Origin of the sequence: Paenibacillus marchantiophytorum, assembly GCF_014640555.1 — a bacterium.
Lineage (GTDB): Bacteria > Bacillota > Bacilli > Paenibacillales > NBRC-103111 > Paenibacillus_E > Paenibacillus_E marchantiophytorum.
In genome coordinates, this window is sequence record NZ_BMHE01000054.1 from 1 (window position 1) to 20,644 (window position 20,644).

At 47.5% G+C, this 20,644-nt stretch carries 20 protein-coding genes and 1 rRNA gene; 5 read left to right on the top strand and 16 right to left on the bottom strand.

The genetic code is table 11. From position 1 onward, the window contains the following. The 3 genes from IEY34_RS30710 to IEY34_RS30720 form a co-directional block, all read right to left on the bottom strand. Nucleotides 1–82 (bottom strand): 16S ribosomal RNA (locus IEY34_RS30710); the annotation flags it as partial. A 439-nt stretch (nucleotides 83–521) separates the two neighbouring features. Further along, nucleotides 522–911, bottom strand: a complete 390-nt coding sequence (locus IEY34_RS30715) for a VOC family protein (protein ID WP_308423071.1) — start codon at nucleotides 909–911, stop codon at nucleotides 522–524. Between the two features lie 69 nt (nucleotides 912–980). Beyond that, complete coding sequence (locus IEY34_RS30720) at nucleotides 981–1,202, bottom strand: hypothetical protein (protein ID WP_189019245.1); 222 nt, start codon at nucleotides 1,200–1,202, stop codon at nucleotides 981–983. A 157-nt stretch (nucleotides 1,203–1,359) separates the two neighbouring features. Here IEY34_RS30720 and IEY34_RS30725 point away from each other — a divergent pair, with 157 nt between their 5' ends. The 3 genes from IEY34_RS30725 to hisC all read left to right on the top strand — a co-directional run bounded on the left by IEY34_RS30725 (nucleotide 1,360) and on the right by hisC (nucleotide 5,182). Next, nucleotides 1,360–1,638, top strand: coding sequence for a hypothetical protein (locus tag IEY34_RS30725; protein ID WP_189019247.1), 279 nt, complete (start codon nucleotides 1,360–1,362; stop codon nucleotides 1,636–1,638). Nucleotides 1,639–1,779: 141 nt separating this feature from the next. Continuing rightward, nucleotides 1,780–3,930 carry a 5'-nucleotidase C-terminal domain-containing protein gene (locus tag IEY34_RS30730; protein WP_189019249.1) on the top strand — a complete coding sequence of 717 codons (2,151 nt, stop codon included), beginning with the start codon at nucleotides 1,780–1,782 and terminating at the stop codon, nucleotides 3,928–3,930. Nucleotides 3,931–4,075: 145 nt separating this feature from the next. Continuing rightward, nucleotides 4,076–5,182: a histidinol-phosphate transaminase gene (gene hisC / locus IEY34_RS30735; RefSeq protein WP_189019251.1), complete on the top strand. Its 1,107-nt coding sequence runs from the start codon at nucleotides 4,076–4,078 to the stop codon at nucleotides 5,180–5,182. Between the two features lie 96 nt (nucleotides 5,183–5,278). Here hisC and IEY34_RS30740 read toward each other — a convergent pair whose 3' ends face one another. Then, entirely contained in the window at nucleotides 5,279–6,370 is a 1,092-nt protein-coding gene (locus tag IEY34_RS30740; protein WP_229757916.1) for a LacI family DNA-binding transcriptional regulator, read from the bottom strand. Nucleotides 6,371–6,496: 126 nt separating this feature from the next. On the opposite strand from IEY34_RS30740, the gene IEY34_RS30745 reads away from it, so the two are divergent. Beyond that, on the top strand, nucleotides 6,497–7,714 hold the full coding sequence (locus IEY34_RS30745; protein ID WP_308423072.1) for an AGE family epimerase/isomerase: 1,218 nt from the start codon (nucleotides 6,497–6,499) through the stop codon (nucleotides 7,712–7,714). 44 nt (nucleotides 7,715–7,758) lie between these two features. Here IEY34_RS30745 and IEY34_RS30750 read toward each other — a convergent pair whose 3' ends face one another. From IEY34_RS30750 to IEY34_RS30775, 6 genes are all read right to left on the bottom strand, one after another. Then, a complete protein-coding gene (locus IEY34_RS30750) occupies nucleotides 7,759–8,670 on the bottom strand; it encodes a glycoside hydrolase family 113 (RefSeq protein WP_189019309.1) in 912 nt (303 codons plus the stop codon). A gap of 67 nt (nucleotides 8,671–8,737) precedes the next feature. Next, the gene (locus tag IEY34_RS30755; RefSeq protein WP_189019255.1) at nucleotides 8,738–9,577 is read right to left on the bottom strand and encodes a carbohydrate ABC transporter permease; all 840 of its coding nucleotides are present in this window, start codon (nucleotides 9,575–9,577) and stop codon (nucleotides 8,738–8,740) included. Nucleotides 9,578–9,580: 3 nt separating this feature from the next. After that, nucleotides 9,581–10,459 carry a carbohydrate ABC transporter permease gene (locus tag IEY34_RS30760; RefSeq protein WP_189019257.1) on the bottom strand — a complete coding sequence of 293 codons (879 nt, stop codon included), beginning with the start codon at nucleotides 10,457–10,459 and terminating at the stop codon, nucleotides 9,581–9,583. Between the two features lie 108 nt (nucleotides 10,460–10,567). After that, nucleotides 10,568–11,884, bottom strand: a complete 1,317-nt coding sequence (locus IEY34_RS30765) for an ABC transporter substrate-binding protein (RefSeq protein WP_189019259.1) — start codon at nucleotides 11,882–11,884, stop codon at nucleotides 10,568–10,570. Nucleotides 11,885–12,028: 144 nt separating this feature from the next. Beyond that, nucleotides 12,029–13,546: a response regulator gene (locus IEY34_RS30770; protein ID WP_189019261.1), complete on the bottom strand. Its 1,518-nt coding sequence runs from the start codon at nucleotides 13,544–13,546 to the stop codon at nucleotides 12,029–12,031. 21 nt (nucleotides 13,547–13,567) lie between these two features. Continuing rightward, nucleotides 13,568–15,325, bottom strand: coding sequence for a sensor histidine kinase (locus tag IEY34_RS30775; RefSeq protein WP_189019263.1), 1,758 nt, complete (start codon nucleotides 15,323–15,325; stop codon nucleotides 13,568–13,570). A 185-nt stretch (nucleotides 15,326–15,510) separates the two neighbouring features. On the opposite strand from IEY34_RS30775, the gene mscL reads away from it, so the two are divergent. Beyond that, nucleotides 15,511–15,978: a large conductance mechanosensitive channel protein MscL gene (gene mscL, locus IEY34_RS30780; protein ID WP_189019265.1), complete on the top strand. Its 468-nt coding sequence runs from the start codon at nucleotides 15,511–15,513 to the stop codon at nucleotides 15,976–15,978. Between the two features lie 21 nt (nucleotides 15,979–15,999). Here mscL and IEY34_RS30785 read toward each other — a convergent pair whose 3' ends face one another. The 6 genes from IEY34_RS30785 to IEY34_RS30810 form a co-directional block, all read right to left on the bottom strand. Continuing rightward, on the bottom strand, nucleotides 16,000–16,758 hold the full coding sequence (locus tag IEY34_RS30785; protein ID WP_189019267.1) for a (S)-benzoin forming benzil reductase: 759 nt from the start codon (nucleotides 16,756–16,758) through the stop codon (nucleotides 16,000–16,002). 88 nt (nucleotides 16,759–16,846) lie between these two features. Beyond that, complete coding sequence (locus IEY34_RS30790; protein WP_189019269.1) at nucleotides 16,847–17,410, bottom strand: nitroreductase family protein; 564 nt, start codon at nucleotides 17,408–17,410, stop codon at nucleotides 16,847–16,849. A gap of 16 nt (nucleotides 17,411–17,426) precedes the next feature. Further along, nucleotides 17,427–18,044, bottom strand: coding sequence for an energy-coupling factor transporter transmembrane component T family protein (locus IEY34_RS30795; protein WP_189019271.1), 618 nt, complete (start codon nucleotides 18,042–18,044; stop codon nucleotides 17,427–17,429). A 21-nt stretch (nucleotides 18,045–18,065) separates the two neighbouring features. Further along, nucleotides 18,066–18,248: an energy-coupling factor transporter transmembrane component T family protein gene (locus IEY34_RS30800; RefSeq protein WP_189019273.1), complete on the bottom strand. Its 183-nt coding sequence runs from the start codon at nucleotides 18,246–18,248 to the stop codon at nucleotides 18,066–18,068. Beyond that, entirely contained in the window at nucleotides 18,245–20,008 is a 1,764-nt protein-coding gene (locus tag IEY34_RS30805; protein ID WP_189019275.1) for an ABC transporter ATP-binding protein, read from the bottom strand. The genes IEY34_RS30800 and IEY34_RS30805 overlap by 4 nt, the downstream gene beginning before the upstream one ends. Nucleotides 20,009–20,029: 21 nt before the next feature. Continuing rightward, the gene (locus IEY34_RS30810; RefSeq protein ID WP_189019277.1) at nucleotides 20,030–20,635 is read right to left on the bottom strand and encodes an ECF transporter S component; all 606 of its coding nucleotides are present in this window, start codon (nucleotides 20,633–20,635) and stop codon (nucleotides 20,030–20,032) included. Nucleotides 20,636–20,644: the final 9 nt, after the last annotated feature.

A 20,644-nucleotide genomic window follows, 5' to 3' on the forward strand; every position in this document is an offset into this window, starting at 1 on the left:
CGAAGGAACAAATCCGCTCGACTTGCATGTATTAGGCACGCCGCCAGCGTTCGTCCTGAGCCAGGATCAAACTCTCCATAGTAGCGAACAATTGCTTGTCCGTATATCTGAAAGCTGAAATGCTCAATTGACTTGCTAGCGAGATTTTACAATCTCTTTTTGAACGATTGCTCGTTCGTGCTTACTCACTCGTTGTTCAGTTTTCAAAGATCAATTTCTTTCGTTCACTGCCGTGTTACCGGAGCAGCGAGAAGTAATATACCACAGCTCGTTCATCAATTGCAAGCATTTATTTTTCTCAACAATTTCTGTCGTTATCTGTCGGTGTTTGCTGCTTCAAAAGCAACGAGGACTAATGTACCATGCTCAGCCAGCAATTACAACCCCTTTGGAAATGTTCCACTATTGCCATTGTTTTGAATGTTCTCTCATACTTTTGCAAATAAAAAAGCACCTCTTTACCAGAGTTGTTCGACTCTAATAAAAGGATGCCCCTATTTACCTGAATAGGATAGTAAGGATCATCGCGTCGATTGAAAAAATTCGATGCGCTCTCCATCCAAACCATTAAAGAAAAAGTATCTCGAGCCGTTCGGAAGCGCAGTAATTTCCGTATCCAATTGCTCAACGTTCAATCCTTGTATTCTAGCAAATTCTAAATCAATGTCATCCACAGTAAAAGCTAAATGATGAACTTTGCCTTCTTGCGGCAGGTTTCCGTTATAACCTTCGATCAATTCTACTTCCGTTTCATTCAACTGTTCAAATCCCAGAAATCCAAGTCGAATCACACCATTGGTATGAAGCAGCGTACCTTTGTGTTTAAGCCCGCTGACTTCTTCATAGAAACGAATGGACGCTTCCAAATTTGCAACCATGACGCCGACATGCTCCAATTTCAAAACTGCCAATACGATTACCTCCCACATTCATCTTCTTCTATTGTAATGAAATAAGCGCAGGAGGGCTAGATCTCGAAGTTAAGAAATACAAAGTGTCTCCATCTCGCCGTCTAACGAATAAAGCGTTACTTCTTGACTCGTAATATTGACTAAGCCAAGATCATCAAATATTTTTTTCACCTGAGCATTCGCTAGATGCTTAATTATCGTCTCGGCAACCACATGGATGTAGCCCTGATAATTGGGCTCAAAAAACACAAGAACCTCTTTTCCTTCAACTACTATTTTTGTATGCATCATGCCGGCAACACCCCCAATTCGGATAGTTCAATTGTATATATTGGAAACTAGGAAAGTGTGAAGATCCTATTAGTTATTTGTTAGGTCATGAAATTTCACTTCAGAGTTAGACTCGGTGTATACTGAATATAAAGGATCCGATTGGAGGGTACAGATCATGAGGTTGCTAAAGCTTCTTCAAATTTACGAAGTGGATGGATTTACCCCTAAGCATCGTTCGGAACGATTCGATTTTGATCAGATTCAAGGGCAGACTTTCTGTGAGATGAACCCTACCGAGGTCGGGTCTTCTATGATGTTAACTGCTGTAAACCGCTATATCCCTTTCAGAACAACCAGCGTGCAAGCGATAGATCGAGACGGCATGGATTTCCGAGTGCTGACTCGCAACACGATATATCACTTTGAAGTTCATATGGATCGTAAAGCCAATTAACCTTTGGAAGGTGAACGGCTTTTTTTGTGTATTTTTATAATAATAATTTCTTCACTTCTCAAAAACTAGCAATCTCCTATATACTAATAGACGTATTATTAACCTACGTTCTATTAATTTGAAGGAGGACGATTTCACTTTATGAAAAAAACATTGACCACCCGTCTCACTGCACTTGCTCTTGTAACCGTTCTTACCAGTTCATTCGCCAGCAGTATGGCCTTCGCTGAATCCGCAGCAGCCACTTCCCCAACTACGATTAAATCAGACATGCGCCTTGCCGTTGACAAAGGAGTAGTTGAGGGTTACGGCGATAGTGACTATCGCGGTGCTAATGAAGCAACACGTGCTGAAGTTGTGACCATGATCAATCGTGCTGCTAATTTAACGAAGGCGGATGCCGGCTCTGCGACATTCTCCGACCTTGCTGCTTGGCAGAAACAAGCTGTAGCCAATGCGGTTGCAGCTAAGTTGATCAGCGGTTTCGCTGACGGGACGTTTCACCCGAATGCTTCTGTTACACGCCAAGAGCTGGCTGAGCTGATCGTGAGAGTTGTCACGGGCGGTCAGATGCCGAAGGTGAATGAGAATGTTTTGAACTATTTCAAAGACTCCGCTTCGATCGCCCAAGCGTCTCGCCCTTATGTGGCCTATGCCGTCATTAGCGGGATTTTCGCTCCTTCACTCGACGGCAACTTCAATCCGACCGCCGCTGTCACGCGCGATGAAGTCGCTAAAGCACTGAAGCCTGTGCTATTTAAAGTGGTTGATATTTTATCGACAAATGATATTCATGGTAAAATCGAAGTCGGTTTTGACAAAAAACGCAATCAAGGGCAAGGCGGCATCGAAACGCTCGGTGGGATTGTGAATGATTTCCGTGCTGTTAATCCGAAAGGCACTGTCGTTGTTGACGGCGGAGACGCTTGGCAGGGAACACTGATTTCCAATACGACGAACGGTCAGTCCGTGATGGATACTATGGCTCAGGTCAACTATGATGCTGCCGCAATTGGCAACCACGAATTCGATTTTGGCCGCGACGTTCTCATCAACAACATCAAAAACGCCAAGTTCCCAATTCTGGGAGCGAACATTATTGATGACAAAAGCGGCAAACGTGTCGACTGGACACAACCGTACGTCATTGTTGAAAAAGATGGCCTCAAGATCGGCATTATCGGCTTCGCCACACCGCAAACAAAGACAACGACCAAGTCAACCAATATCGCAGGACTCTCTTTTGTAAATCCAGCTCCGCTAGCCAAGGAATTGTCCGAGGAACTGCGCGCCAAAGGCGTTGACATCATTATGGTCACTTCCCACCTGCCTGGTGAGCAGAACCAAAAATCACAGGAAATCATCAGTGAACTAGCCGATTTGGCCAATGGCACAGGAAACGGAACGCTGGATGCGATCGTTGGCGGACACTCGCACTTGCGTGTATCCGGCATTGTGAACGGAATCCCCGTGGTTGAAGCGCAAAGCTGGCTTTATGCGGTCGGCCATATTCAACTATTCGTTGATAAAACCACTAAAAAAGTCGTATCATCGAATGCTAGTTTGCTAGAAACATATACGAACCTAACCACGGCTGATGCCAAGATTCATCAAACGGTCGAGGATTACAAAGCTAAAATCTCAACGAAATCCAGCGAAGTGGAAGTTGTTGTTGCTGAACCGCTTACCCGGAAATCATTCCGTTATGCAGCGAATGGCAGCGTTGAACGCGATGGCGCTACACAGCTCGGAAACAGCATCACGGATGCGATGCGGGCTACCGAGAAGTCGGACATTGCCTTCACCAACATCGGCGGCGTTCGTGCTGATTTGGATAAAGGCGATCTGACGTATGGTAAAATGTTTGAAGTTTTCCCTTTCGGCAATTACAACGTTACAGGTACCATGACAGCAGCGCAAATCAAGAAGGCTTTGGAAGTAACCGATAAGTACTCCAATCTCCCGGCTATCCAATTCTCTGGCTTAAAAGTCGAGTGGGATAGCACGAAACCGCTTGGCGAGAAATATTCGAAGATCACCCTCGTAGATGGAACTCCCATTTATGTGGATGGCAAGTTCAATACGGATCGAACCTTCAAAGTGACAACCAATGATTTCATGGCAACGGGCAGCGGTGACGGATTTACCGTTTTCGGGGAAGTGAAAGACTGGAAAGACGGAGCCGTTATGCTGGATGCTTGGGTAGATTATGCGAAATCATTGAAGGCTGCAGGCAAGCAACTGTCCGTGCAAGACGATGGACGCGATGTGCGTTTGGATTTGAAAAAATAGTAGCAGCTATCATTTGTACTTAGAGCTTTTGATCTTGTCCGAATGTTGGATGAGGTCAGAGGCTTTTTATCATTTAAATACTTTACTACTTTACCAAGTTAATGTATTATTACAGTAAAGCAATTATGAATAGGAGTGACTCTGTATGAGCAACCGAACTACCGTAAATATTCGTCCTCGCAACGTGTTAAGTGACATGAAACCTTATTCCCCTGGCAAGCCGATTTGGGAGGTCCAACGTGAATTAGGCATCGAAAAGGTGATTAAACTCGCTTCCAATGAGAATCCGCTCGGCCCCTCCCCACTTGCGCTTGCGGCGATTCAAGATTATCTCTCGGATATCCACCGCTACCCTGACGCGGATACCGTTGATCTGCGTGCTGCGATCGCCAAGAAGTATCAGTTCACTTCTGATGAAGTGCTTGTTACGAATGGCGCCGACGAGCTCATAACGCTCATATCGGAAGCCTTCCTGGAACCAGGCGATGAAATCGTTGTTCCTTCTCCAACGTTCAGCGAATATGAATTCGGGGCGAATCTGATGGGAACCCACGTCGTCGAGGTGCCTCTGCGTGAAGATTACAGCTATGATATCCAGGATATCCTTGCCGCTGTAACTGCCAAAACCAAACTGCTTTACATTTGCTCCCCTAACAATCCAACAGGTACATATATGAAGAAACAGGATTTGCACCAGTTGGTAGATCAGCTTCCTGCACACGTTTTGGTGATTTTTGACGGTGCCTACAGTCACTTCGTGACTGCAGACGATTACTGCGATGGCCTAGAGCTTGTCAAAGCGGGCTATCCGATCATTGTGACCCAAACTTTCTCCAAAATATATGGGTTGGCAGGCATCCGGGTTGGTTATGGCATCGCGTCACCGTCTATTCTGCAGCATATTCGTCAGGTCAAAGAGCCTTTTAACGTCAATGCGCTAGCCCAAGTAGGCGCTGTGGCGGCTATCTTGGATGACGAACATGTGCAAGCCACACGCAATTTGAATGCTCTTGAACGCGAAAAACTATACGAAAACTTGCAAGCGTTAGGGATCCATTTTACACGCAGCATGAGTAACTTTGTCTTAATTGATCTTGGACCTGAAGCCAAATCAATCTATGATAAACTGATGTGCAAAGGGATTATCGTTCGTTACGGAGCCGGTTGGAATCTCCCCAATCATGTGCGGATATCCATCGGATCAGCGGAAGAACAAGAAGCATTCCTTATCGCCCTTCGCGAAGTGCTGTAAGAAGCTTGGAGAAATTCCTGTTAGATTTCGTTCCCAATCGAAACAAAATAGAGGCTGCTCTCTAGGTTTATAACCTTTTGAGTTAGCCTCTTTTTGTTACATAGGAGGAAGATTGTGAATTCTAGGGGTTACTGCCGATTTGCGAACGATGAGATCGCCGCGTATCTGGATCGTTTCGGCTGGCGAGTCCCGGTTGGCGATTCGCCAAAACAGCACATCGACCCCTCGCTTGCCAATTGTTTCTTTGGTTACGTTCACTGTCGTAAGCTCTTGAACGCCCGGATAATCAGGCTCATTATTATCGAATCCCGTCACGGATACTTCATCCGGAACGGAAACTCCTAACGAGCGTAAAGCAGCAACCGCTGCAAAAGCGACGCGATCGTTCGCACATACAAGCGCTGAGGGTAGCGTCGTTCGCTCCAAATGAGGCCGCAGCGCCTCGCGAATCTGCTCTTCTTGCATGTGCGCATCGAGGTATTCAAGATGAAGCAGCTTCTGAAAAGGCTCCGGCGAGTAAGCTATGCCTGCCTCCTCAAGCGCTTCTCGGAAACCATGCCAACGTTCACGGAAGCTTTTGGAAAAAGCGGTATTGCCAATGAATTGGACAGAGCGATGTTCAAGTCCCAATAAATATTGCACAATGCGATAGGCGCTGTCACGGTTGTTGGCAAACACTTGGTCCGCAGAGATAAAAGGGTCATCATGGTCTAGCAGAACAAGCGGCAATCCAAGACGCTGAACCTCAAGCAAAAGCGAACGGGAGATTTCACCGACACCGATGACTCCAGCGAGCCCCTGCGGCCGCAAACTGCTATTGAGTCCTTCCGCTGAATTCAGCGTGAGTGTCAGCATATCTGCCCCTCTGTTCTCCAGCTCTTTGGAGATTCCATCGAGAATTTTCCCCCAATACGTCGATTCCTTCGTTTGATGCCGGATGTTAGGCATCAGCACAAGGACTGTACCTATCCCCTCTTCCAACCCTTGGGTTCCCCAACGTTTATCCGAATCTGTCGGTGCAGCGAACGTTTTTTTCTGCGCAAGGTAACCGAGCTGCCCTGCCATTTGCATGACACGCTGCCTGGTCGCTTCACTAACACCTGACTTTCCGGAAAGTGCTTTGGACACGACATATTTGGAGACACTGAGACGATCGGCAATCTCTTGCATCGTTATCTTTTGTGACACTAGGGTTCACCCATTTCATTTAGCAACCAAGGCTAGATTGGTGTATACTATTTGTTAGCATTATATTATCATAACAAACAAAATTAGTGCTACCTATTTTAGACGATTTCAAAAAAGATTGGAGATATGCACAACATGACAACGACAGAAACGGTAAAATCGACTTTAGCGGAGCACATGCACAAGGAACTTCTATCTCTTCTCTCGTTCTGGGCAGATTACACAGTTGATGAACAACATGGCGGTTTCCTCGGCGCTATCGACAGCGATATGACGGTGCAAGCAGAAGCCCCTAAAGGCTTGGTTCTCAACGCGCGCATTTTATGGACGTTTGCCAAAGGTTACCGCATGTTCCAAACAGAGCAATACCTGCACTTGGCGCAGCGTGCCTATGACTATTTGACCACTTACTTCTATGATCCAACTTATGGCGGCTATTACTGGGCGGTTGATTACAAAGGCCAACCTTTAGAGCCAAGAAAGCATATCTACGGGCAGGCCTTTACTCTATACGCGTTATCGGAGTTCTATCTGGCCTCTGGTTCCCCGGAAGTTTTGGAAAAGGCCAAGAAGCTCTATGCCGAGATGGAAGCCTACAGCTATGACCCTGTAAACAAAGGGTATTATGAGGCTTTTGCTCAAGATTGGTCACGGCAAGAAGGTGACGCGCGCTTCAACATCTACGCTCAAAATGATGCGAAATCGATGAACTCCCATCTTCACATTATGGAAGCCTACACGAACTTGCTTCGCGCCTGGGATCTGCCCCATCTGCGCAGCAGGCTGAAGGAACTGATTGAAGTGACACTGGAACATATCGTGGTCGCGTCCAATGAAAGTTTTGCGCTGTATTTCGATGCCCAGTGGCAGGTGACTTCCCATGAGGTATCGCCTGGGCATGATATCGAGGGCAGTTGGCTGTTAGATGAAGCCGCTCATATCCTTGGCGATGAAACTCTGATCGCCAAGGTTAAGAAAGTGGCGCTAGAGATGGCGGAAGCCGTGCTTCAACACGGCTTGGACATAGACGGAGCCGTATGGAACGAAACAGACGGCCACGGCAAGGTCCTTGATGCCGATAAGGATTGGTGGCCGCAGGCCGAGGCTGTCGTCGGCTTCGTCAATGCCTACACTTCCTCCGGCGAGGAGAAGTTCCTCGAAGCTGCGGTGAAGACGTGGGACTTCATCGAGACGACCCTCATTGACCGCGAACATGGCGAGTGGCATGGCCGCGTGTCCCAGGACCGCGTCCCCTATGCCAAGGACCAGAAGGTCAATGCTTGGAAGTGCCCGTATCATAACAGCCGCGCTTGTTTTGAAGTGGTTGAGCGGTTCAAGCGTTAAACACAAAAAACCCGCCCATAACCAGGGCGGGTACAATCCAATCCTTAAACCTGCTGACGATAGAAAGCCTCAATCGTCTTCCCAGCCGGCTTGCCGTACATGCAGTAGTCGTCGTTGCGCGCAGCCTCGGCTTCAGGATACAGCTGCGCAGGCCAATCCCACAGCATGAAACCGTGAAACCATGGCTTGCTGCCGATCTTCGCCAACATGACGCGGTAGTATTCGTCTTGTTCTTCCATGCTGTCCGGCCCCTCAAGGCCCCAGTCATTCGGCAGGAACGAGGAACCTTGCCGGCTTGGGCAGCCTGCTTCCATGAAGAAGAACGGCTTGTCCTGTTTGGCTGCAAAAGCCTCCAGCGTCGCAACACGTTCTTCCCATGCATCAATCGGGTAGTAACCGCTCGATGAGATCACATCAACGGCATCCCACCAAGTTACGTTCGTTTCTTGATATTTGTCACAGTTATACGTAATAACACCCGTATAGACCTCTCGCACTTGGCTGATCAGAGCCCTCCATTCCGCTGCGCGCCGATCGGTTTGCACCATTTCACAGCCGATGCAGAACATTTCACAGCCTGTATCCTGAGCAATTCCGGCATAATGAAGAATGAATGCTGTATAACTTGCGAACCACTCGCTCCATTTGGGCTCACAGGGCACATCCACATCAAAGAAATTAATATGTGCGCGCCATACGCCATTCGCACAGTTCACAACCGGTTTCAAACAGACCTTCAGCCCCAAATCGCGAGCTGTGTCAATCGCCCATATGACCTCGGCATCCGTCACCGTAGGCTCATGTTGATAGTTAATTTGGGTCGCTTGCGGATGATCCTGCAAAGCTGACAAAGCAATCGCCGTCCAATTAACGCCCAGCTTCGTCATTTCTGTCATCGAAAAGTCTGCGGCTTCATTCGCCCATGTCCCGCGAGTACCAACCCAGCCCCATGTCATGCCTTTGATATATTCCACTTTCCACACGTCCTTATCTTTGTCAGTTCGCGCTCTCTAAACCTGCCGCCTATTCTTTCACAGATCCACTTACAATTCCGGAGAAAATGAAACGCTGCAAAATCAAATAAACGATCATCGTCGGCAGCATAACAATCAGAATGGCCGCGCAAATAAGTTCCCAGTGCGCACTATTGGGCCCTGCAAAGCGCATGAGTGACGTTGAAACAACCCCCAGCTTCTGTGAAGGCATATAGAGATACGGGATATACATGTCGTTATAAATATTAATGGTTTTCAAAATAATGGCCGTAGCCGTAGCCGGTCCCAGTAATGGGAAAATAATCGTGCGATAAATCCGGAACAGGGAAGCCCCTTCCATCATGGCACTCTCATCGAGGGAATACGGAATTTTGCTAATAAACTGCAAATACAAGTAAATTTGCACAGCATCCGTGCTTGCATACAGCAGGATCGCTGCCCCCCGCGAGTTGAATAAGTGCAGACCCTGAATAATGCTGAAGGTAGCCACTTGCGTTGTAATTAAGGGGATGAACGTAGCAATAAGATAAGCACCCAGAATCAGGCCTTTCCCTTTGAAAGTAAATCTCCCCAAAGCGTAAGCAACCATCGTGCCCAGCACAATATTGATCAGAAGCGAAGAAACAACGATAATGCCTGTATTTTTAAAAGCTTGACCTAATTTGCCTACTTCCAACACTTTCGCAAAATTCGCAAAGTTAAAGATATTCGTTGGTAAACTGAAGGGACTAGAGGCCGCATATTCCGCTGCACTTTTGAAGGCATTGACGACCACCACATAAGGAGGAATCAACACAGTTAGCACAGCAAGCAGCAGCGACACATATTTAAGCACGCTCAAAACACTCGCAGAGAGTCTGTTTTCCATGATTTAATCCTCCCCGCGCAAAATGAATTTACGTTGAATAGTAATAACAACTGTAACGATGATTAACAGCACGATGGCCATCGCTGAGGCTAAGCCAATGCTATTGAATTTAAAGGCAACATCATTCACCTTGGTTACAAAGGTATCACTGCCTGGCGCAGCCCCGGTTATAATGTACGGAATATCGAACACTTCCAGTGCCCCTGAAACCGTGAGCAGCATGTTCAGCTCAATGATTTTCCGAATATTTGGCAAGGTAATGTATATTAACGTTTTGAAAGCATTCGCTCCATCAATCTTGGCAGCCTCGTATAAATCGCTAGGAATGGATTGCAAGACACCTAAATAAATGACCATGTTAAAGCCCATGAATTTCCACAAGGAAACAGATGCTAATGAAATATTGACCAAGCTCTGATTGCCCAGCCAACTTTGCTTATAAGCACCCAAACCTACTGCATCCAAAAGCGTGTTGAGTGTGCCGTGATCGGTATTGAAAATAAACTGGAACATATACGCCGTTGCGACACTGTTTAGAATATAAGGTAAAAATAAAAAGACCCGAAATAGATTGCGTCCTTTTATTTTGGAATTCAAAATAATCGCGAAATACAGAGCAAGAATGTTCTGAATGATACCGCCGACAAAATAATACAAGTTATGGCTAAAGACGCCAAAAATCTCACTGTTCGAGAAAATCTCTTTGTAGTTCGCAAATCCAATCCATTTGAACGACTTCCCTACACCGTCCCAATCCGTAAAGCTTAGCTGAACCAAACGCAGTGCTGGGTAGAACGTGAAGGTTGCAAGCAAAAGGAGCGGAATGGTCAAAAAGGATAATAAAATAATCACGCGCTGTGTTTTGTAGGTCAGATTTAGCATGACAACCCCTCCTTTTCCCGATAATTTCAAACAAAATTCGAACACAAATGACCTCTATTTGCGGTCGCTCATAGGTGAATGACCGCAACAGAGGTATGGATTATGTGATTATTGACCTACCGCTTTTTTGGCATCTGCCCACTTTTTGTTCAACTCTTCTAATCCCGCTTTAAAATCTTTCGCCAGAACTAATTTTTGAACATACGTTCCACCCATGAAGTCGATTTGCGCTTTATTGGCGATTGCACTGTAAGCATCCGGATCGGGTTTGCCTTGCAATGTGTTAGGCTTCATAGCTAAAAATTCTTTGAGCTGCGGCATCGTGGATTCTTTGGATTTCAAAGGAGGAATCATACCCGCATAGTCCGCATAGTCCGATTCTTCAATCATGAATTTCACAAAAGCTTTGGCTGTGTCGATGTTCTTGCTGTTTTTTGCAACGCCATACATATAGTCAGGGCCCATATTAGCGTTGTATTTACCACTGTTGTCATAAGGCATAGGGAAGAATCCGATATCCTCTGATTTGGCCCCGTTCTCGATAATTTGCGGGATAACCCAGTTTCCTAAGAAGTACATAGCTGTTTTACCGCTTGCTACATCTTTCTTGGAGGATTCCCAATCTGTCGACATCAAATCTTTCTCGGTATATCCTTTTGTAACAAACGTTTTCAGAATGGTCAGCGCTTTATTGTAAGGCGTTCCTTCTGCGAATGGCGCATCTGTTTTCGTCATCGAACCCCGGAATTCTGGATCTCCTGAAATTTCAAAAGCAATGATATCCCACTCGCTCAACGGCCATTTATCTTTGAAGTTCGTTGCCAGTGGCGTGATGCCAGCCGTTTTCAATTTTTCGGCGGCTGCATAAAGTTCATCCAATGTTTTGGGCACGGATGTAATTCCGGCCTTGGCAAATGCTTGTTTATTGTAAGCAACACCATTTGTATTTACACCGCTTGGAAGACCAAGTGTTTTGCCATCAGACGCTTTAATGTCAGGGAAATAAACTTTATCATTCAAGCCAAGGTCATTAAGCGGAGCATAGTACTCAGCCAATTTGTTATTAGGCACACCGTCCGGGATCATATTGACATCGCCCAGCTCGCCTGTTGATAATCTGACTTTCATAGTTGGACCATAGTCTTTGATCGATTCAATCGCTACTTCTGTTACGCCTGGGTATTTTTTCTTGAAAGCGTCCGTCCACCCTTTGAACTTTGTATCCACTAAGTCGGTACGGTGCGTAACGACAGTAATTTTACCTTTGATGTTCGCATTTGCAGTTCCACCTGCATCTGTTGTTGCCGGTGCTTTCGTTCCCGCAGGTGACGTAGTTGCCGAGCCGTTATCTGTTGTTTTACCACATGCCGCTGTTATAGACATAACCAATACTAACGCCATACTGGATGTTAGCCACTTTTTCATATTCAAAAACCCCCTTGAAAGTTTGAAAATCCATTTGTTATCGCTTACATTCCTATTATATGGCGATTCAAAAGGGATTAATAGGCACTTTTTTTGTTTTTATTGTATTATCTTCGCATTATTCTCGAAAATTATGCTAACAAACTAGCTAACAACATCCCTAAATTCCTTTGGCGTGAGACCAACTACCTTTTTGAACTGCTTGTTGAAATAGGCGGGGTCTCGGTAACCAACCAATTCACCAACCTGATAGGTTTTCAACTGCATCTGATTCATCAACAGTTCCTTGGCTTTATTCATACGTACAGATATCATGTACTCGATGATGGTCGTGCCTGTTTCCTGTCTGAAAAGCTTGCTTAAATAACTCGGCGTCAGGAATACCCGTTTGGCCAAGCTATTTAAATCCAAGGAGTCCGCATACTCCAACTCGATAATTTTTTTGATTTGATAAATGGTTCCGGCCCCCTGCACATTTCTCTCATTCAGCAGCAAGCTGAGTCCTTCTACGAGACTAGTCTCAATTAAGGATTTGGCTTCACCAAACGTGAAACATTGCTTGAGCGTATTCCCCCAATCCCATTGGGCGGCGCCCTGATTGGCTGTTTCCTGCCGCTTCCCCGCTTCTTTATGCAAGGCATAGAACAACGTTTCCACAAGCTCAATCAGATGGTTCATCCGAATCTTCACCGCACCGATTTCTCGCAGCATCTCTCTTAAATGCAGTTCCATACCCGCAATATCGAGAATTTCCATACTCTCCAAGACACGCTTGCGATAAGATTCCACACGGTGCAGAGTGCCAAACTGACTTTGAGCGGCCCGTGAAAGCGGACATCGCTCAGTACTGTAAAAGTTGATCTCAATAGCGTCCAGCGACTCGCGATATCCCTCCGCTAGTTCTTCGACATGACTATGTGTGCAGCTGATTCCCACAGAGGCTTGGAACGCATGCTCATTGGCTAGTATGTAATTTATATGATTTTCTAATGCGTGCAGCGCAACTTCCTCTTGCGCAGCAAAAACAGCGATCATGGCGAGAGTTCGTTCATCCATCTCGACCAACTCCAAGGAGGCAATACGATTCGGTTGATTGGGCTGCAGCCAATGTCGAAAAGCCGTCCGCGGCACAACCGTGTCCGTGACAATCACAACGACGCAATACGATGACAGTTCTGTAATCCCTGCTAATTGCTGCGCAGATGCGGTATCTGCTTGGGTAACCGTTTTGCCTAGCAGCCTATTTTTTAGTAGATGATCCTCCTGGACAGGAACCGCAGCATGCTGAGAATTCTGATTTTCCCTCTGCAATTTGGCTAATAATTCATACAGTTCCTGTTTATCGACCGGTTTCAGTAAATAGGCAGAGACGCCTGCTGCAATGGCTGTTCGCGCATACTCAAACTCGCCGAATCCGCTTAAAATCACACATTTGATATGCAGATAGAGTTGATGAATCGTCTTTGCAAGTTCTAATCCTGACATGCCCGGCATTTTGATATCCGTAACGACGACATCCGGTTGATTGTCCCGCAACGCTTCCAGGCATTCAGCACCACTGGCATACACACCGATAATTTCATAATCCGCAGACGCCTTAACGATCAATTTGGATAGACCTAGACGTATCTTTTCCTCATCATCAACGATCATAATTTTCATAAGAAAGTACCCTCCAAGGCTTCACAAATTATAAGGCAGCGTCAAAATGACGACCGTTCCTTCTCCTTCTTGACTTGCAAGCTCCAATCCGTAGGCAGGTCCATAATGAAGCTTGAGCCTCTCATCGACGTTCAGCAAACCAATGCCCGTAGTCGACTCCTCTTTATCAGGCTTTATTCCGCTTAGGAGCCGCTCATGCAGCATGTTCAAGCGTTCCTTGCGAATGCCAACCCCGTTATCCCGGATATGAAAGGTGAGGATATGGCCGCTGATTTCATAGGAGATATGAATATCTATCGTTTCATTGCCAGCTTCCGTTTGCCCGTGAACAACGGTGTTCTCAACAATAGGCTGTAAGATCAGGGGAATGACCGGATAGTGGTGCAGCATTTGCATAGCTTCCAAATGTAAGGTGAATTTGTTGTGGTAGCGGTAATTAACGATTTGGATATACGTTTCCAAATGCTCAAATTCCTGGCCCAGTGTGACCACTCCGTTGGTCGACTTCGTGCTGTGACGGAACAATTTGCCTAGCGCCGCGATCATTTCCGCCGTTTCTTCATCATCATTGATTTCTGCCGTCATCCGAATCGTTTCCAGCGTATTGTACAGAAAATGTGGATTAATCTGATTTTGCAAGGCAGACAGCTCCGCCTCTTTCTTGCGTCCCTCGATGTAATAGACTTGTCCAATCAGTTCTTTCATTCGTTCCAGCATCGAATTGAAATGCATGCCCAACCGCCCCGCTTCATCCCGGGTTTGCACATTAAAACTTACGTCCAGATCACCATTCTCCGCTTTTTTCATTAATCTCATTAATCGCTTCATCGGCTTCGTTAGCGCAAAAGAGAGCAAGATCGAAACAAAGAGCGCAAAACTAACCACTAAACAGGTAACAAGCAGCGTAATATTCTGTGTTTGCATCGCTTCTTTCATCAATTGATCCAAGGGAATCCGAATGATCGTTTTCCAGCCGGTTTTCAAAGACTGCGAGTAAATGCATAAATATTTAATACCGTTAATCTCTTTAATGAAATCACCGGACGTTCCTGCGGCCAGTTTCACAAGCGGATCATCGGAAATTCGTTCCGTCATTCTTTTCTGCTCCGTATCATAAATGACATGAACATTCTGATCGATCATCAGCACCTTGCCATTGCCTGCCGTTTCCAGATCTCGCACTAAATTCTGAATAACGCTGATATTCGCATCCACAGCAATAGTTCCAATCGGTTCTTGCGTGTAGAAATCGCGAATATCCCGAATTACAGTAAACGCAAACTTCCCTGTTTGCCAATTCGCCACTTGCTGTGTGCTCAAGAAAATTGATTTGCCGCCGGCATCCCGGGCCAGACGTTTCCATTGATCCGATCTTTCAGCCAAATCTGTGCGAACCCCGCCAGAAACAATCATGTAATATTTGTTATTATCGTTATCAAAAATATAGATCGAATTGGTGCCTCGTTTGATATTGTTCATGATTCGTATATAGCTTTCCATCTCTACCTGCTTAGCCGTCAGGCTCTGCGACTTATCCTCCAATAGCTGTTGGAGGGGGGTTAAATACAGCGGAATTTGTGAGATCTGTTCCATATCGCCAATGTAATCGTCCAGCCGATTCGTAATATTGTTGGTGAGTTGCGAGGCATATAAACTTGTATTTTTCTTAATTGATTTCGAATAGTTTTGGTAAGAAATATAGCCGGTTAGCATGATGGGCAAAATAATAAGAAAAACAAAGACGATGATCAACTTCTTCTCCATCGACAAGTTCGACATGAGGCTCCCCCTCTAATTAGCTGAAAATAAGCGCTGCTTGATGTTCATTATAGACACATGCCGTCGAAATGAAAATCAAACCGCTTACAGGCTCAAATAAATTGTCGGAAACAGGGCCTAACGATTTGTTTGCGCGTGGCAAAATATGCTACAATGCTAACAATTGCAATTTTTGGAGGTTCACTATGTTAAAGGAATTTAAAGACTTTGCATTCAAAGGAAACATGCTTGATTTGGCAGTCGGGGTCATTATCGGGGGCGCTTTCGGAAAGGTCATTACATCGATTGTAAATGATTTAATTATGCCTTTGGTAGGCCTTCTACTAGGCAAAGTGAAGTTCAATGATCTGTTCATTTCGTTGAATGGCACACACTATGACACTTTGGCTGATGCCGTCAAAGCTAGTGCGCCAACATTTAATTATGGTCAATTCATCTCGACGTTTTTGGACTTTTTAATCGTTGCTTTTGTTATCTTCCTTGTCGTCAAACAGCTCGGCAAATTGCGTAAAAAAGAAGTACATAAAGAAAAGGTCGTTACATCCAAATCGTGTCCGCATTGCTTGTCCGAAATTCCGGCACAGGCTACGCGCTGCAAGTTCTGTACGTCAGAACTATCCTCTGGTCCGAGCGTATCGGGCAGCATTCAATAGGCCAAAAGCCCGAATCGGCGTTTACGATTCGGGCTTTTTGGTGCGCAGATCGGCGATTTCGCCCTGCGCGAAGGCATCGCTGTGCAGCAGATGAAGCAGTTGCTTCGCGGTGTCCTCCGGCGACTGCAGCTCGCCGCTGTCATGCAGCCCTATGAAGCGCTGCACCTGCGGAAAGTCGTCTTCTGAAGCAGCGCGAATTTCCCGCTGCATATCGGTGTCCACCACCCCCGGCGCAATGGCGTATGCCTCCACCGGGTAGGGCTGGCTCAACTGCTCGACGCCGATGCACCGCGTCAGCATGTCGAGCCCGGCTTTGGCGGTGCAATACGCCCCCCAGCCGGGATAGGGCTTCTTCCCCGCGCCCGAAGAGATGTGGACGACCCGCTTCTTCATCGGCAGCGCCTGCGTCAGCCGGATGAAGCTGTTCGTCAAGATCGCGGGCGCGATCAGATTGACCTGCAAGCTGCGCTGCAGGTCGTGCGGGTCAGCCCGGCCGATCGATGTCATCGGCTCGAGCTGGCCCGCGTTGTTGATGAGCGTGATGGACTCCACGCCATCGAGATTGTGCAGGATGCGCGCCAGCAGCGAATCCAGGCTTGCGGTCTGCGCCAAATCGCAAGCGTGAAAGGTGAGTTCACCTTGCGCGCGCAGCGCCTCTTGGCGCAGGGTCTCGTTCTCGCTGCGGGAGATGCAGTGAACCGCTGCGCCGTCTTGCACGAGCTGCCGCGTCAGCGCAGCTCCGAGGCCTTTGGAGCCTCCTGTGATGAGATACATATGCATAAGTAGTGACCTCATTTCGTAAGTATGGCTGCGAACATTTTACCATAACTACAAGGACGAGTCTCTTCTCACTCTTCTCACGCTTCTCCTACAGGACTGTCATTTTCTTCTTCGCCGGCGTACGGGATTTTGATTTTGGAATGTGATCGAAATATCCCATATACAACATCCCTACAACGCATTCCTCGGAACCAACCCCAATGTCCTTGCATAAGGTTGGATTGCCGCATACCGTATCTTCCATCGACCAAATCATGCCGATTCCCCGCTCCCATGCGCATAGCTGTAAATTCTGGATCAAGGCGCAACTAGCAGCGAAGTCTTCCTCACGTTTCAAACGATTTTTGTCTTGTTTGACGACAACAAATAAAATGGCCGGAATTTGCTGCATTTTCTGCTTGTACATCTCTTTCAGTTTCCCCGGCAACCACTTGTACCGTTTGAGTTCCGAGATTGCCCTAACAACACCTTCCGCCAACTGCTCCTTTGCCGGATCGCTCGCCGCACAGATAAATCGCCACGGCTCCCGCATCCCATGATTCGGCGCCCAGACAGCAATATCCAAAAGCTCGTTAATCAGTTCTACAGAAACGGATTTTTCGTTGAAACGTCTAATCGTTCTGCGAGCTTGAATCACATCCGCTATGCTCAACCAGTCACGCTCCTCTCTAACCGAACATTTTCATAAATGATAGCCGCCCCAACAGCCCGGCATGAGCAATCCCCATAATAACAGCTAACGAGATGAGCCAATATGCAGCCAAGAAAAACCAATCGCGCGCGCGAAAGGAAAACTGCCGATAATAGGTGCGCACGCGACGCGAGCCGATTCCTCTGGCATCCATCGCATAGGATGTGCGTTCCGCTCGCCGGATTGCCGCTGCCAGCAGCGGCACCATATACCTGCGCAGTCGTTCTACAAGACTTCCTTTCCGCTTAGTGCCTCCCATCCCTCTTACAAAATGCGCTGCACGCACAGCCTCCAACTCACGTCGCAGGTCCGGAATAAACCGGAAAACGGCTAATGTGGCATAGCCGAATCGATCCTGCAGCTTCCATTGCTGAATCATCGCCCGAATGAAGTCCGCTGGGTCTGTCGTCATCACGAACATCAGCGTAACACTGTAAATTGCATACAACCTTAGCGCTGTTGCTGCCCCATAAATAACACCAGCCCTATACACTTCGATTGGGCCCAAATCAAGCCAGATCGGCGAGCCAGCCGTTATGCGGGAACTCGTTAGAAATGGGTAAGCTACCGCGATTCCACAGGCCATCACAAGCATCGGCATGCTGCTTCGCGCGAATTACAGCGGGGAAATGCGACCGCCCAGGATCACAAGTGCATTGTTGATCAGAATGAAGACCAGCGGTGTCCATGCATCCGTCACCAGGGTTAAAAACAAGATGACGGGCACAGCCGAACTTAACTTAATTAAGGGATTGAGCCCATGAATGGGTGAATTTCCCGAGATGTACAGACCTGTCATTGCACACCTTCCCCTTCCTTACAGGAAGCCAGCGCCTCCATGCACCGCTGGGCCCAATCCTCGGTTGTAAATGGCCGTACGCCTTCTTTGTTCCTGCGCGGCAGCAGGTCTGAGAGCAGGTGAATTAATTCCGCAGCAGGGGGACGTCTTAACCCAGCTCGGGCCAATAGCTTATCATCAGTAAATAGAGCGTCCACCGTTCCAGACAGGAGCAATTCCCCTTCAGACAAGACAGCCACATGATCGGCATACTCAGCAACAAGCGTCATATCATGCGTAATCATCAGAATTGTCTTGCCTTCTCTCTGCAAGGCTGTCAGCATGTTCATCAACTGCGCTGTATGCTGCTGATCCTGACCGAAGGTTGGCTCATCGAGGATAAGCAAATCCTGACCGACCGCCAACATAACAGCTACACTCAACCTTCTTTTCTGTCCATGGCTCAGGCCAAAAGGATGTGAGTTCGCATATTCAGTTAAACCAAATCGCGCAAGATGGCGCTCCACACTAGCTGCAATATCTTCCGCTTGCCAGCCTAAATTTTTCAACCCGAAGGCTATCTCATCCTTCACCCGTTCCGTGACGAACTGATGCTCCGGATTCTGAAAGACATAACCAATTTTGCGAGCAAGTTCGCTCGCAGGCAGCGTTGTCGCATCGGAACCATCGATATAAATCGTACCTGGCCGCGTCGGAATCAGACCCATGATATGGCGAGCTAGCGTAGTTTTGCCAGCTCCGTTCTCTCCGACAATCGCCCAGAATTGTCCTTGATGCACTTGCAGCGAGAGCGGCTTTAACCATCCGTTTTTTCGGGACAAACAGGCCGTTGGACGTATGTCCAGCAACGGCCTGCCTGCTCTAACCTTTGATGGCGCGGATTGTGTTTCTCTTGCTTCCATGTCCCCCCTGGCAAGCAGTGTATGCCGCACCATTTCAGCCAGTTCATTCAAATAGAGCGGTCTACCTGCGATGGGGAAGCCAGCATTTCGCAGAGCAGATGTCAACTCTATGGCTTGCGGAAACCAGACCCCAAGACGATGCAGCTCCGCAGCCTTGTCATTAAATAGGGTTCTCGGCGACCCGCTGCATACCAACGCCCCCGTATGATCCAGCACAACAACACGGTCAACCAGATCCATCAGGCCATCCAGCTTATGTTCGATAAGCACAATCGTTGGCCTGACGGACCTTTTCAATTTGCGCAGCGTGCTGAATACTTGAGACGTTCCTACCGGATCCAGATTAGCTGTCGGCTCATCGAGCAGGAGTATTGCCGGCTTCATCGCCAGCACGGAAGCAAGGGCAAGCCGCTGCTTCTGCCCCCCTGAGAGCTGATCAATCGGCGTCCCTCTGGGTAACGATAAGCCTACCATGTGGAGGGCTTCAGCAATGCGCGCGCTCATTTCACCAGCGGGCACGCCCATATTTTCCAAGCCAAACGCCACTTCATCTTCCATTGTCATCATGATAATCTGGGCATCCGGATCTTGAAAAACGGTGCCAATCACCTCGGCCAATTCAGCGGGCTCTGTCTCTCGGGTATCGATACCCGCAAGTCGGATCCGTCCTTTCATATCCCCTACAACGGCATGTGGGATGAGGCCGCACATGCATAGTGCCAGCGTGCTTTTGCCGGATCCGGATGGGCCCAGCAGCAAGACCGTTTCCCCCTCTGCAATCTGCATAGATAGACCGCTTCTAGTCGTCCTGCTGTTTCCTGCATAAGTAAAGATGACATCTTCAACTTCGATACTCATTGTCCGCACGCTCCCCTGGTTCTAGGAGTGCGCATCAGCATAGCCTGAGAGCAGCCCGGTCTTCAGCAGCGAATCCGTCAGCCGTTTGCACAACCATCCGCAAAGCCCGCCACTGATTACGCTGGATGCCATTAGTCCGATTTGAATTGGCGTTGAAAGCCCCCCATAACCAGAAGATCCATACTCTGCCAACGTGTATATCAGACTTAACACACTCATTCCAATCACCATGACCGCCGTGTTGTACCGTTTGTACCGCGTCACCAGGAAAACCAGCTCCGTGAGCAATCCATTCACGAAGGTTCCGAATAGCATCATAATCCCGAACGGGGTGAGCGGACTCATCACAAGACCTGCAATGATCTGGGAAGTAAAGCCAATACCTGGCTTGCGAATAATTGCCAAGGCCATGAAGCCTGACATGAACCACAGCCCGTTGAGCAGTCGGGCATACACAGGGCCAACGGCTGAAGTCATAGCCATGAATGCGTACGTTGCGCCAATTTGTATAAATGCGAAAACAACCGCAATCATCCCTGCTACAAGGATGTCCTTCGTTTTCCATGCTCTTTTTTTGCGCGTTGAACTTGGCAACGGAATGTTTGCAGCGAGTGTTTTGGTTTTCATCGAAGTTCC

Excerpts from the sequence above, each read along its gene's own strand:
- IEY34_RS30720 (WP_189019245.1), bottom strand. The coding sequence starts at position 1,202 with ATGATGCATACAAAAATAGTAGTTGAAGGAAAAGAGGTTCTTGTGTTT.
- IEY34_RS30725 (WP_189019247.1), top strand. The coding sequence starts at position 1,360 with ATGAGGTTGCTAAAGCTTCTTCAAATTTACGAAGTGGATGGATTTACC.
- IEY34_RS30730 (WP_189019249.1), top strand. The coding sequence starts at position 1,780 with ATGAAAAAAACATTGACCACCCGTCTCACTGCACTTGCTCTTGTAACC.
- hisC (WP_189019251.1), top strand. The coding sequence starts at position 4,076 with ATGAGCAACCGAACTACCGTAAATATTCGTCCTCGCAACGTGTTAAGT.
- IEY34_RS30745 (WP_308423072.1), top strand. The coding sequence starts at position 6,497 with ATGCACAACATGACAACGACAGAAACGGTAAAATCGACTTTAGCGGAG.
- IEY34_RS30750 (WP_189019309.1), bottom strand. The coding sequence starts at position 8,670 with ATGACATGGGGCTGGGTTGGTACTCGCGGGACATGGGCGAATGAAGCC.
- IEY34_RS30755 (WP_189019255.1), bottom strand. The coding sequence starts at position 9,577 with ATGGAAAACAGACTCTCTGCGAGTGTTTTGAGCGTGCTTAAATATGTG.
- IEY34_RS30760 (WP_189019257.1), bottom strand. The coding sequence starts at position 10,459 with ATGCTAAATCTGACCTACAAAACACAGCGCGTGATTATTTTATTATCC.
- IEY34_RS30765 (WP_189019259.1), bottom strand. The coding sequence starts at position 11,884 with ATGAAAAAGTGGCTAACATCCAGTATGGCGTTAGTATTGGTTATGTCT.
- IEY34_RS30770 (WP_189019261.1), bottom strand. The coding sequence starts at position 13,546 with ATGAAAATTATGATCGTTGATGATGAGGAAAAGATACGTCTAGGTCTA.
- IEY34_RS30775 (WP_189019263.1), bottom strand. The coding sequence starts at position 15,325 with ATGTCGAACTTGTCGATGGAGAAGAAGTTGATCATCGTCTTTGTTTTT.
- mscL (WP_189019265.1), top strand. The coding sequence starts at position 15,511 with ATGTTAAAGGAATTTAAAGACTTTGCATTCAAAGGAAACATGCTTGAT.
- IEY34_RS30785 (WP_189019267.1), bottom strand. The coding sequence starts at position 16,758 with ATGCATATGTATCTCATCACAGGAGGCTCCAAAGGCCTCGGAGCTGCG.
- IEY34_RS30795 (WP_189019271.1), bottom strand. The coding sequence starts at position 18,044 with ATGCTTGTGATGGCCTGTGGAATCGCGGTAGCTTACCCATTTCTAACG.
- IEY34_RS30800 (WP_189019273.1), bottom strand. The coding sequence starts at position 18,248 with ATGACAGGTCTGTACATCTCGGGAAATTCACCCATTCATGGGCTCAAT.
- IEY34_RS30805 (WP_189019275.1), bottom strand. The coding sequence starts at position 20,008 with ATGAGTATCGAAGTTGAAGATGTCATCTTTACTTATGCAGGAAACAGC.
- IEY34_RS30810 (WP_189019277.1), bottom strand. The coding sequence starts at position 20,635 with ATGAAAACCAAAACACTCGCTGCAAACATTCCGTTGCCAAGTTCAACG.